This window comes from Salinispira pacifica (assembly GCF_000507245.1).
GTDB lineage: Bacteria > Spirochaetota > Spirochaetia > DSM-27196 > Salinispiraceae > Salinispira > Salinispira pacifica.
The window spans coordinates 1,909,717-1,922,692 of sequence record NC_023035.1; the positions used below are offsets into that span (position 1 = coordinate 1,909,717).

General features: G+C 48.2%; 8 protein-coding genes and 1 pseudogene. 2 read left to right on the forward strand and 7 right to left on the reverse strand.

Annotated elements, in window-relative coordinates; translation table 11 throughout:
• The first annotated feature begins 36 nt into the window (after positions 1-36).
• The gene (locus L21SP2_RS08505) at positions 37-975 is read left to right on the forward strand and encodes a tetratricopeptide repeat protein (RefSeq protein ID WP_024268094.1); all 939 of its coding nucleotides are present in this window, start codon (positions 37-39) and stop codon (positions 973-975) included.
• A gap of 123 nt (positions 976-1,098) precedes the next feature.
• Complete coding sequence (gene greA / locus L21SP2_RS08510; protein ID WP_024268095.1) at positions 1,099-3,840, forward strand: transcription elongation factor GreA; 2,742 nt, start codon at positions 1,099-1,101, stop codon at positions 3,838-3,840.
• A 161-nt stretch (positions 3,841-4,001) separates the two neighbouring features.
• Here greA and typA read toward each other — a convergent pair whose 3' ends face one another.
• From typA to dut, 7 genes and pseudogenes are all read right to left on the reverse strand, one after another.
• Positions 4,002-5,828, reverse strand: coding sequence for a translational GTPase TypA (typA, locus tag L21SP2_RS08515; protein WP_024268096.1), 1,827 nt, complete (start codon positions 5,826-5,828; stop codon positions 4,002-4,004).
• A gap of 76 nt (positions 5,829-5,904) precedes the next feature.
• A complete protein-coding gene (locus L21SP2_RS08520) occupies positions 5,905-7,320 on the reverse strand; it encodes a HEAT repeat domain-containing protein (RefSeq protein ID WP_024268097.1) in 1,416 nt (471 codons plus the stop codon).
• A gap of 32 nt (positions 7,321-7,352) precedes the next feature.
• Positions 7,353-8,914 (reverse strand): annotated as a pseudogene (gene murJ / locus L21SP2_RS08525) (murein biosynthesis integral membrane protein MurJ).
• Complete coding sequence (tgt, locus tag L21SP2_RS08530; RefSeq protein WP_041402562.1) at positions 8,911-10,026, reverse strand: tRNA guanosine(34) transglycosylase Tgt; 1,116 nt, start codon at positions 10,024-10,026, stop codon at positions 8,911-8,913. The pseudogene murJ and the gene tgt overlap by 4 nt, the downstream one beginning before the upstream one ends.
• A 29-nt stretch (positions 10,027-10,055) precedes the next feature.
• A complete protein-coding gene (locus L21SP2_RS08535; RefSeq protein WP_024268099.1) occupies positions 10,056-11,138 on the reverse strand; it encodes an LptF/LptG family permease in 1,083 nt (360 codons plus the stop codon).
• A gap of 2 nt (positions 11,139-11,140) precedes the next feature.
• On the reverse strand, positions 11,141-12,430 hold the full coding sequence (locus L21SP2_RS17170; RefSeq protein WP_024268100.1) for an LptF/LptG family permease: 1,290 nt from the start codon (positions 12,428-12,430) through the stop codon (positions 11,141-11,143).
• Positions 12,423-12,887 (reverse strand): dUTP diphosphatase, encoded by a 465-nt coding sequence (gene dut, locus L21SP2_RS08545; protein ID WP_024268101.1) that lies wholly within the window; start codon positions 12,885-12,887, stop codon positions 12,423-12,425. Before dut ends, L21SP2_RS17170 begins: the two co-directional genes overlap by 8 nt.
• Positions 12,888-12,976 lie beyond the last annotated feature (89 nt).

A 12,976-nucleotide genomic window follows, 5' to 3' on the forward strand; every position in this document is an offset into this window, starting at 1 on the left:
CAAAAAACCTAATTACTGCATAGTAAAACCAAAGGCATGTTAAAAAAGCGTAGAGAATTTCACAGTAAAATTGAACAACTCATTGAAGAATGCGCGGAATACATAGCCGACGGCAGGTTAAAAGACGGATATGAATCGCTGGACAGAGCGCTGAGTCTGGATTTTGATCATCCCGGGGTTTTGGCAGGACTGAAATATATCAATTTCTGGCAGAGCCGCATCAATACTGCGATTCGAAGATCGGAGCATATTGATCAGGCAGAGACCCTGCTCCATTACTGGAAGGATTTTTCCCGTTTTATCCGGGGATTTCAGGGAGATGAGCGGCTTATTCAGAGTTTTCGCCGCTTTGTATTTTCCCGGGTGCTTGAACTTTTTTCCGGAATTCCGGACGGTGATAAAGATGCCGACATCCTCATGTGGCGGGGAATAGCCTGCAAGGGCATGGGAAATTACGATGATGCCCTTGATCATTTTACTGCGGCTCTTCAAACAGCCTCGCCCAGGGCGCGGCTGTTGAGCGAACTTGCGGATATCTATGCTCTGGTTGGTGAGGATCAGAAGTCCCGGGTAATGTTCAGGGAAGCGTTTTTCACGGATCCGCAGGATGTGGATGTGGAAGGCTTTGAATCGGAACTGTTTATTCGACTCTGCAGAAAGGTTGAAGAAAAGGGTTTCACCGGTTCGGAACTGAAAGAATGGATTCCTGTGTATGGAAGTCTCTGGGGCATTCTGAATGTAAAACGGGAACTCAGGGCACTGGAGTACGGAAAACTGCGACAGAAAATTTTCGCAATGGAGCAGGAACTTCGGGACAGCCGAAGAAGCGAGATTGTGAAACCCCGACTCCTGAATCATTATTTCTGGCTTATTGACCATCTGGTTATGAACCGTGAACATCAGCAGAAAATCGATGAAATTCTTCTGAAAATCCGCAGCATTTCAGCTGATGTTTACAAGCTGTATACAAAGTAATAAGTGTTCGATATAATGAATGATAATAACTTCACGAAAACACGCTTCGTGCCAAATTTGTACATCTTTATATTAGTTATGTATGGCTATGTATAGCTGATTCAATTCAGGAGCACTTGAACAATGTCGGAAAAGATTCTCAACACAATTACTGAGCAACTCAATGAAGAAAAATGGACTCGCGCAACCCTGTCCAATTATACGGTGAACCACTACGTGGAACTGGATGAATTATTGGATCAGGTGTTTGACGCCGATCTTGAAGATGAAGTGATGGAGTTGTGCGAAGAGCATCTTTCCCACTCCAAAAACAGCATTATTGCCCTTTATCTTTCAGGAATTATCAGTCTAAATCGTCAATCCATTGACGATTCCAACCTGCTTCTTCTGATCAACATTTTTACGGAAAATCACCGTTGGAACATCGTGAAACATCTGAGCAACCGCATTCTCGATTTCGGAGAAAACCGCCATGCTCTGCGCACCCTCGCCGAATGTTACAACAATGAAGGGGACGTAGCATCTCTCTACGAGGTATGGGAACGCCTCATCCGCGTGGATTACGAAGAAGCGGATATAGTCAAGAAGCTCGCGGAACATGAAGAGGAAGAGGGCAATATTGATACTGCGGTGGCCCATTATAAGAAGGCCATCTACCGTTATATTAATAAGAAAATGTTCACCCAGGTGCATGAGCTGTGGCAGAAACTGCTGGAGCTTGTACCCGGCGAGACGGAGTTCTTTTATCATGCCGAGGGAAGAGTTGCCAAGCTTCTTAACGAAGACAGGGCCATCCAGCTCCTTGAGGAACTGTACCCCCATTTCAATGAGAATAAAAAGTGGAATACAGCTATAGAAATTCTCAAGCGCATTCTCAGCTATGACAACAAGAATCCCTGGGCCAGGAAAGAGATAACCGACTGCTTCCGGGCAAAACATGCAGGCCACAGTCAGCTGGAAGAATATATCAAACTCTCAAACCTGAGTCAGAATTGGCGGAATGTTCATGACGCAATCTCCGATTTTGAAAAACATATTGCTTTTGATGCTGGCAACTTCGTGTACCACCGTTCATGGGGTGTGGGAAGAATCAAAAAAATCAAGGGCGATGACATAGTTATCAATTTCATGAAAAAGCAGAATCACGTCATGTCCCTGAAAATGGCCGTAAGCAGCCTGAAAATTCTGGGCAGAGACCATATCTGGGTATACCGCATTACCAAAAAGAAAGAAGCTCTGAATAAGAAAGTCAAAAAAGACCCCCTGTGGGCTCTTAAGGTGATCATCAAGAGTTTTGACAATGCGGCTGATATGAAAAAGATCAAGGCCGAGCTTGTACCCGGAATTCTCAGTACAAGTGAATGGACCAGCTGGAGTTCAAAAGCCAGGGATCTGCTGAAAACCGATGAATCTTTCGGGAATTTCCCGGATAAACCGGATACATACGTCGTACGGGACCAGCCCATCAGTCTTGAAGAAAAAACATACAACCGTTTCAAAGCGGAAAAGAACTTTTTTGATCGGGTAAAAACTATTCAGGAATTCCTGGACTATGTGAATGAGGAAGATGACACCAGCTCCATTGAAAGCGATTTCTTCAAGGATATGTTTGATTATTTTGTGGGATATGTCCGCAATCCCGGAACATACAATGAACAGACTATTTCAGCTCTGTTGATAGTCCGCCAGGTGATTGAGCGGTTTTCCTTTCTCAACCCCGGCGTGAACCTGGGGTTCCGGGATTTCTTCAATCAGCTGGAATCCTATGAAGAAACGTTTAAAAACATTGAAAACAACGAAGTGCGTAAGGCATTCCTCAGCGCAGTACGGAAACAGATCAAGAACTGGCATGAAATTTACATCAATATTCTGCCCCATCATCTTCAAAAGGATGTGATCAGGGATCTCATAACTGCTGGTCACATGGATCTGGTAATTGAGAAGTTTATTGAAATTTACGACGCCTACCGGGATCAGCGGGAGTCCTTTATCTGGTTTGTCCGCAATTGCTGGGAGGACGAATGGTTCCAGGAAACAGGAATCAGCACTGAGAAATATCTCATTGCCATGATTCATCTTCTGGATCTTACTGCACGGGATATTGACAACAAGCGGGATGTGAGTCTCAACAGAAAGCTCAATAAACAGATTCAGAACTTTCTCATTAAAGATGAACAGATTATTACCTACATCAATCAAAGCGATGAAGAAGGGATCGGGCGGATCTACTCTCTGCTTGAAGATGTGAAGGATCTGGACCCTGCGGTGATGTCGAATATCCGGAAGACCATCGCGGCCCGCTTCCCCAGCTTTGAATTCTTCGGTGAATCTGCAACGGTGGTTGAGACTGTTTCCCGGAGCGGATTCTATGCAATGATGCGCAGCTTTGAGGAACGCCAGAAAGCCCTGAAACAGCTGCACGAGGTGGAAGTACCCAAAAACTCCAAGGAAATTGCTGCAGCCCGCGAATATGGCGACCTGAAGGAAAATGCAGAGTACAAGGCAGCCAAGGAGCGGCAGGATTATCTGAATACCACCGCCAGAAAATGGGAAGAGGAGCTTCAGGCCGCACAGGTTGTGAAGCCAGAAGATGTGAAGGATGACCGGATTTCCTTCGGCACAACCGCAGTACTGGAAAACCTCAACAGCGGCGAAGAGGAACGGTACACCATTATGGGTCCCTGGGAATCAAATCCTGAAAAGTCGGTGCTCAGCCATCTATCACCCTTTGCGAGCCATCTGATGAACAGGAAGGTGGGTGATGAGATTGAGTTCACCATCAACCAGAGGGACTACAAATTCAAAGTGAAGAGCATCGAAAAGGTAGACTTCGCCAAGATGGATATTATTCCCATGAAGGTATGATCCGCAGGTAATTTTCACGATTACAGAAGCAAAAAACGATTATTACAGATACAAAAAGGGGATGTCTGAAATGCAACTCAGACATCCCCTTTTACATTTAAAGTTTCCGTACTTGCATATGTTTCAGAACTGCGGCTGCACACGAAAGTCCGGAGCGGCAATCAGGAAAATTTCTTTTTCTTGGCGCTCACTTTTCTGCTCTGGGCTGAGAGATCCTCTTTTCGGAGCCGGAGTGCATTGGGTGTGACTTCCAGAAGTTCATCATTACCCAGATAGTTGAGACATTGCTCAAGTGTTAGGGGCACCACAGGTGTGAGAATAACATTGTCATCCCTCCCGGAAGCCCTGACATTGGTCAGCTTCTTTTCCTTTACCGGATTTACATCCAGATCGCCTTCGCGGTTATGCTCACCGATAATCATCCCCTCATACACTTTGGTTTTGGGAACGATGAAAAGCCTGCCCCTCGGTTCAAGATTAAAAAGTGCATAGGGCACAGATTCGCCCTGGCGGTCGGAAACCAGACTCCCGGATTTACCCGAGCGTATGTCACCCCGGTACTCCTCGTAGCCCAGAAAACTGGAGTTTAGAATACCCGTGCCCTTGGTGTCGGTGAGAAATTCATCCCGGTACCCGATGAGGGCTCTGCTTGGGGCGGAAAATTCAAGGCGAACCCTTCCGCTTCCGTGATTGGACATGGTGATCATCCGGCATTTCCTGCTGGAGAGTTTCTCGGTAACAATTCCCATAAACTCTTCCTGACAGTCAATAAAAAGATGCTCCACGGGCTCAAGTTTTCGCCCCTTTTCATCCTTCTTGAAAATTACCTCCGGGCGTCCCACACAAAACTCGTAGCCTTCCCTGCGCATGGTTTCGGTGAGAATGGCAAGCTGAAATTCTCCCCTGCCCTTCACGTTGAAACCGTCCTTGTCCCGTATCCGCTCCACCTGGAGGGAAACATTTTTCAACGCCTCCCGCTCCAGACGGGCCCACAGTTTGGTAGGCTGAACATGTTTGCCGTCCTGTCCCGCGTAGGGTCCTGTGTTTTTCATAAAGCGCATGGATACGGTTGGCTCATCCACTTTGATTCTGGGCAGGCTTACGGGATGTTCTCTGGTACACACCGTATCACCGATCCGTACATCCTCTATTCCCGAGAGCACCACAATTTCTCCGGGTTCAGCCGTATCCAGGTCGCTGAGACCGATGCCCTGGTAAACCTGGAGCTTGCTAACCTTAAGAGGATTCGCCTTGCCGTCAATGTCCAGGCACACCAGATTATCTCCCGAATGGAGAACTCCGTTGTGTATCTTTCCCACGCATAATCGGCCCAGATATTCATTATACGAAAGGTCGCTCACCAGCATCTGCAGAGGGGCATCATCCTGATAGTGATGTCCGGGAAAGGTTTTAACCAGGGAGTCCAGAACAATTTCCAGGCCCTGGTCCTCATCGTTTAGAGATGTTTTGGCCACACCGTCCCGGCCCACCGCATAAAATACCGGGAATTCCAGCTGATCCTCATGGGCGTCAAGATCAATCAGGAGGCTGTAGATTTCGTCAAGAACTTCCAGAGGTCTCGCATCCTGTCGGTCGATCTTGTTGATTACGGCGATCAGGGGAAGTCCCTGATCCAGAGCCTTTTTCAATACGAACCGGGTCTGGGGCAGCGGTCCTTCGGAGGCATCCACCAGCAGGATGGCGCCGTTCACCATGCTCAATGCACGCTCCACCTCCCCGCCGAAATCGGCGTGCCCCGGAGTATCCAGGATATTGATCTTCACATCCTTCCAGGCAATGGAGCAGTTTTTGGCAGAGATGGTAATGCCTCTCTCCCGTTCAAGATCCATGCTGTCCATAATACGTTCTTCGGTCTGTTGATTTTCACGAAAAAGCCCGGCAGTCTGGAACAGTGCATCAACCAGGGTTGTCTTGCCGTGGTCAACATGGGCGATAATCGCCACATTACGTATTTGATTATTTGTCATTTGGGAAACTTCCTTTGAGTCCATTATAAAATTTTTACGTCAGTTACAGGGTTACAGGACGGTGGACAGCCTTTGGCTACAGCCGTTCCAGTGCATTTCGGGCATTGGCTCTCAGAGCAGGATGAGCCTCCTCATCCTCGGAAAGCTGCTCAAGATAATCCCGGTGAGAGGCAATCTGATTCCGGGCAATTCCCCGAATACCATAAATCTGGATAATATAATTCTCATGGCCGAGCATCCGTTCATACAATGAGCCGGCCGCAGTGAGTTTGTTCAGACTCAGTTCTTTGCAGATGGTATCCAAAAGGCGATTGTTCTCGTCATCCCAGGTTTCAGCCATTACCCGTTCAATGTTCTCCTTGCTTCCGGGAAAGTCATTACGTATGAGCAAAACTGCGGCGGTCTGGCGAAACTGATCTCCCAGCTCCTCATCTTCCAGCGCTTCTCTCAGGTACTGCCGGGATTTCCGGCTCTCAATGGAAGCCAGACTTCGGAATGCCTGGTGTTTGATATTGGTTTCGGGGTCATTTTGGGTCATATACCGCAGGGGTGCAAAAGCGTCATCGAAGGGATTTTCCTCAATCCCCCGAAGGGCCGTCATTCGTATTCGCCAGAAAGAATCCCTCAGCGCTTCAAGATACAGCTCCTGCACTTCTTCCGGTTCAAAGGAGGAAAGAGCTGCAACCGCTGCCGTCCGGATAAGGGTATCTGATGATGAAAAGGCATTACTGATCACATTCATGGCCCGGGAATCGGCATATTGGCCGGCAGCATTGATTGCGGCAATTCTCAAGGTTTTTTCGATACTCTCATCACCCGCCAGATCAAATATCAGATCCCGGCTGCCGGGATGCTGAATTCTTCCCAAAGCCCGGAGGATGGCTTCCCGCACGGGAATTTCCAGATCGGGATCCTCATAGTACTCCGCAAGAAATTCGGCGGCTGGCCGGTATTCGGTTTCTGCGGTGTACTGTATGGCTGCAAGCTGTACTTCGTAGCCTTCTTCTTGAATTATCTCAGAACTCAGTTCCCATAAATCCTTATCCATGGGATGGTTTCGTTCTTTCAGATGTTGAAAAAGCCGTATGGTGAAATTCCGGGGGATATCCTGATAGAACATCAGCTCATCCAGTACCGCCGGTATTGCATCGTCCCGTTCCAGTGCTTCGAAGTAATCAAGAGCCTTGATTCTCAAAGACTGTCTTGAACTGGAAACCAGGGTGAGAACCGGGTCCGCAAGCCGGGCATCTTCGAGTTCTATCATCTCCTCAATAGTGGAAACAACGGAGCTGTCAATTCCATAGAGAATAGTCTCTTCCCATTTTTCATACAGACTCTGCTGTACATCCTCTTCTCCGGATGAATTTTCAGCATCGCCGGCGTCCTCCTGGCCGAGGATCGCCCCTCCGGATGTAAACCAGAAAAAGGAAATCAGCATCATACACAGAGCAAGGGGCTGGAACGCATGTTCGGGATTTTTTAATCGGTCCATTTTTGTTTTTATCATATCTAAAATAGTCGGTATCAGCCCGGGTTCCTCTTAATCACTAAATATACCGCATTAAGACGAAGAAGCACAAACATTCCGAATATGGAGAGAATCGCAGGGAGACTGATCAGAAGAAAAATACCCAGATTCCGGAGGTTTGAACCGCCGACCCAATAGTCTCCGGCCAGGTACTTCCCAATCAGAATGATCAGCACCCCTGGAATGAGGGATAGCAGAATTTTAAAAAGATCCCGGAAAATGGGTTTGAATGAGATATCAGGAAACCGTTTCCTGCTTTTCATCAGCAGCCATCCTGAAGCCGCAATGTAGCTGATACTGTTTGCCAGGGCCAGCCCCCGAACCCGAAGGAAGGTTTCTTTCAGCCAGAGAGAGAGAATAATATCCAGCACGGTGATAATCAGCGCATTATAGACCGGTACCCTGACATCCCCGTCGGAGTAGCACAGCCGCTGAAGAAAATTATTCAGCCCCACAAACAGCAGTCCCGGAGAATACCAGAACAGCACCTGGGCTGCCAAACGGGTATTTTCCACGGTAAAGGCCCCCGCTGAAGGGCGGCGGATATCAGTTCGTTGCCCAGCATCATCAGGCCCAGGGAACTGGGGATCAGAAATGTCATAAGGCCCGCGATTCCGAATTCCACTGTTCGTGAGGTTGCGGCTCGATCTCCCGATGCAATCTGTTTACTCAATCTGGGAAATAAGACGGTGATAATTGATGCGGAAAAGATGCCGAAGGGAAGCTGCCAGAATACAATTGCATAGGACATTGCCGACCCGCTCCCCGTTTCCATTTCGCTGGCGAAACGGGCTGCTATCTGCTGGTTGATCGCAAAGACTCCGCTGGTTGCAAGTACCGGCCCCCAGTTCCTGAGAATCTCACGGAATCGGGGATTGTTAAATGAAAAGTTGAAGCCGAAACTGTAACCCTGTTTAAAAAATTCCGGAAGCTGAACAAGAACCTGGGCCATTCCTCCCACGAGAACTCCCACGGCCATTGCAAAAATTCCGAGCTGCGTATGAAACAGAAGCAGACTGCTGATCACCGAAATACTGAACAACAGAGGTGTTAATGCGGGAACCACAAAACGCTCATTTGAATTGAGCGTTCCCATGAGGACGGCGGAAAAGCTGATAAACAGAATGTAGTGGATAATATATCTGAACAATTCTGCAGCAAGCCGGTGCTTTTCCGGATCCTGGAAATTCAGCAGCAGGGAAACAAATGCAGAGGGAAATATGGCCGCAAGAATGAGTATAGGCAGGAGAACCAGAAGCTGAAAGGCCAGCAGATTTTTCACAATAGTTTTGGATTGGTTTTTACTTGGGTCCTCCACCAGATTCCGGCTGAGAACCGGAATAAATGCAGTCGATAATGCTCCCTCGGCAAGGAGTTTTCTCAAATTGTTTGGAATGTTAAACACCAGGTTCAAAACATCAGCCTGACCGCCGGCTCCGAAGAGAGCTGATATTATTCCGATCCGCAGGAATCCAAGCAGCCGGGAAGCCAGGGTGGAGATCATTACGATTCCCGTTGAACGGGCGGAGGACCTGAGACTATTTACCGGGGAACTCAATCAGGTATCCCCATGGAATACAGGTCAAGAAAGGATCGTTTGAATTCCAGGAAACGGTTTTCATGGATCGCCCTCCTTGAATCTTCCACAAGCTTTTTCAAAAACCAAAGGTTATGGAGGGAAGCAAGCATGGGGCCCAGCATTTCGCCTGCTTTGAACAGGTGCCGCAGATAGCTTCTGCTGTAGGCGGCTGTGGGACTGTGCTCGCTTACCGGACGGGTGTCGTATTCATAGCGCTGGTTTTTCAGAACCAGTCTTCCATGGTCGGTGAACAGTGTGCCGTTTCGGGCAACCCTGGTGGGAAACACGCAATCGAACATATCGATGCCGTGCTCGATTGCTTCGAGAATATATTCAGGAGTACCCACCCCCATTAAATACCTGGGTTTTCCGCCGGGAAGAAGAGGGGCCGTGAACGCCAGATAATGCTGAAACTGATCAAAGGGTTCCCCAACAGAAAGTCCTCCGATTGCATAGCCCGGCAGATCCAATGCGCTGAGCTCTTCAGCGCTTCTGGCCCGTAGATCCTCATAGAAGTTCCCCTGCACTATGCCGAACAGTTTACCCTGGTAGGTTTCTGTGGTGGTTTCCCAGCTGTTTTTCGCCCGAAGGGCCCAGCTGGTGGTGATTTCAAGTGCTTCCCGGGCAGATTTGTGGGAAATTCCCGGTTCCGTGCATACATCCAGCACCATCTGAATATCCGAGTTCAATATTTCCTGTATTCCCACAACTTTTTCAGGGGTGAGGAAATGTTTTGATCCGTCGATGTGAGATCGGAACTCCACCCCTTCATTCGTCACTTTTCTGAAGGGTGCAAGTGAGAACACCTGATATCCGCCGCTGTCGGTCAGAATGTTTCCATTCCAGTTATTGAAGCCGTGAAGTCCGCCGAACTTTTGAATCACATCCATGCCCGGACGCAAATACAGGTGGTAGGTATTTCCCAGTATGAGCTGTACGCCCATGGAAAAAAGATCCTCCAAACGCACAGCCTTTACGCTGGCATTGGTGCCCACGGGCATAAAAACAGGAGTATCCACATTTCCATGAGGAAGATGAATCTGTCCCGTCCTTGCTTCGCAATGTTGGTCTTTATGTAATTTCCGGTATATCACCTGTGAAACCTCTTAGTATCTGAAAATCAGGTTTTTGCCCTGCTGAGAATATACACCGCAGCCAATCCGGTGATGAGAGTGCCCGCCCATGCGCCGGTTACACTGCCGATCAGACCGATGCTTGCAAAAAGTCCCGAAAGCATTTGAATGGAGTAATATACAATGGATAAGCCCAGTGAAACAAGGAGGCTCATTGCCAGGATGTTCTTTTTATAGCTGCCTCCAATGGCGGCAGAGAGGATTGTGACAATCAGAGGAGTGAAGGCAAATGAAAACCGTTCATGGTACCGGGTAAGATCCTTCCTGTAGGGAAATCCGCTCTCCCTGAGGAACTGAATATAGTTCCTGGCCTCGGAAATTCTCATGGCATCTATTTCGCCGAACTGATTGGTGAAATTTTCCGGTTCCAGGTCAAAATCCGGTGCGGAAAAACGCGCCTCATCCAGAATTTCAAAGCCATCTTCGTCTTCCTTTCTGCGAAGAACGGTTGCACGATGAAAGACCCAGCCGTCATCCTCCCACTGGGCCCATTCTGCACGAATTTGTGTGTGTATCAGCATTTCTTCGTTTCGTCTGACGATGGTTACATCATCAAGACGCTGTTTACCGTGATCATAGTACCCTGCCCGGTATATCACTTCCCCGCCCCTGGTCTGAATGGTGATATTCGCCTGATTCAAATTCTGGGGCCGGTTTCGAAGCAGACTTGTGCTCAGCTCTTCTTTCTCCCGAAGCATGGGGATGGCAAACCGGTCCTGAAATGCAAACAGACCGATGCTGATAAACGCGGAAATAATAATCAAGGGCAGGATGAAACGCTTCAGACTGATTCCGCTTGCAAAAACCGCAATCAATTCATTGTTGGAATACAAGGTTCCCATGGAATAGGAAACCGAAAACAGCAACGCAATGGGCGTTGAAAACACTATGCAGGTCGGCAGATAATACCACTGAACCAGAAGAATCTGGAAAAACGGCACCTCTCTCTCAATATAGCGAACGATGTTCACGAATAAATCCGAGGCATTGATCAGTATGGTGAAAAATGCAAGAGCTCCAAGGAAAATGGGTATGAAATTTCGAAGGAGCAGACGCGTGAGTACTCTCAAGGCTATCTCCTCAAATATCCGTACAGAAGTACAGATCCTGCAGCCAACATGAGAATATTGGGACTGAAGGTGATCAATGCAGGGGGAATGGAAGTTAATCTGAGTCCAAGGGCTTCTATTGCAACCAGTATTCCCCAGTAGCCGGAAGCCAGAATTAGGCCGAGAATGATTCCCAGAGTTCTGCCGTGTTTCAATGCCATGAGTCCCAGTGGAAAACCGATGAAAATGAAAGTCAGACTTGCCAGAGGTATGGAGAATTTTTTCCAGAATTCTATGCGGTACAGTCTGAGCGTCCTGTCAAACATGAAGGTACGGGGATTTTCACCCAGACGGTCGTATGCACGTTGAAATTGCACCAGAAGCTGTGAGTCCCGGTTCTCGGCAATGGAGAATGCGGTTGCACCGAAGCTCCTGTAGTCCTGATGATAATCCAGCAGTTGATCCTGCTTTCGCAACTCAAACTGTTCCTCACGCTTTTGGACCAGAGAAAAAACATCCCGGGCACTCATCTCTCGGACACTGGGATTGTTGATATTGAATACAATATTTTCCAGCAGGATATTATAGTCCATGTTTTCCGCCCTGCTTTCGTGTATGCGGTTTTCCGAACTGGAAATAATTTCAACATCCCGCAGATTGAGAGTGATAATACCCTTTCCCGTATCATTCTGGATGAGGGCTGCTTGAGAGGCACTGATAGTACGCTCCGAGCCGTCTTCGGCCCGGTCGATAATAATAATACCCTGAATAACATCATCAACCACATCTCCGGTTACAATGGTGGCATTCTCGTAATTACGAATGGCATAGGGCTCAATGATCAGTCTGCTGTTTGAATACAGCAGTTCCTGATACAGTTGACTGTAACGCATGGTTCCCAGGGGAAGAAAATAATCGTTGGTAATAAATGATAAGCCGCTGAGCAGCATTGCGGAGAGGAGGATAGGGTACAAAAGATTGGTGAAACTGATCCCGCTGGCTCTGGCAGCCTGAATCTCCCTCCCCTCGCTGAGCTTCCCCACTGCGAGAATTATCCCTATAAATGAAGCATAGGGTACCGAGAGGGCAATGATTGCCGGCATGGCGTAGAGAATCAGTCTGAGAGTATCGATGACCGAAACCTGTTCCGCAAGACGGTCCCGGGCAATCACCAGAATCTGGTTTACAAAAAAGATGGCCAGGAAAAACAGGAAGGCAACCAGAAATGAGAAGAGGTATTCCCGTGTTACATATCTCTGGAGAGTTCCGGGCAGCTGAAACCCTTCCTTTCCGAAAAAGATGCTCCTATTCACCGGTACTCCCGAAACCGCCCTCCTGACGTACCGTTGCGTTCAATCGGCTTTCATCCGCAACAGGATGAAAATTCGCCTGAACCACAGGAGCGAACACCATCTGGGCAATCCGTTCCCCGGGATTAATCTGAATTTCATCCGCAGATAGATTAATAACCAAAACCTTGATTTCGCCGCGGTAATCCGCATCGATTGTACCCGGCGTATTGGGCAGAGACAGCCCTTTTCGATATGCCAAACCGGAGCGGGGCCGGATTTGGGCCTCAAACCCCCGTGGAATTTCCACACGTATTCCCGTGGGAATGAGTTTCCGCTCAAGGGGCTGAAGAGAGACAGGGTCGCTGATCCCTGCGGTCAAATCACAGCCCGATGCGCCGCTGCTTGCATATGCGGGGAAAATTCCTGATTCGCTGTGAATGGGCACATCAACCTGAGGATGATCTTTGTTCACTTCCATTGTTATCAGCTCCCTGATGATAGTTCACATATAAAAAAACGGGCCCGAGAGCCCGTTTTATGCAATCCTGTTCCGCTAAACGGACCAAA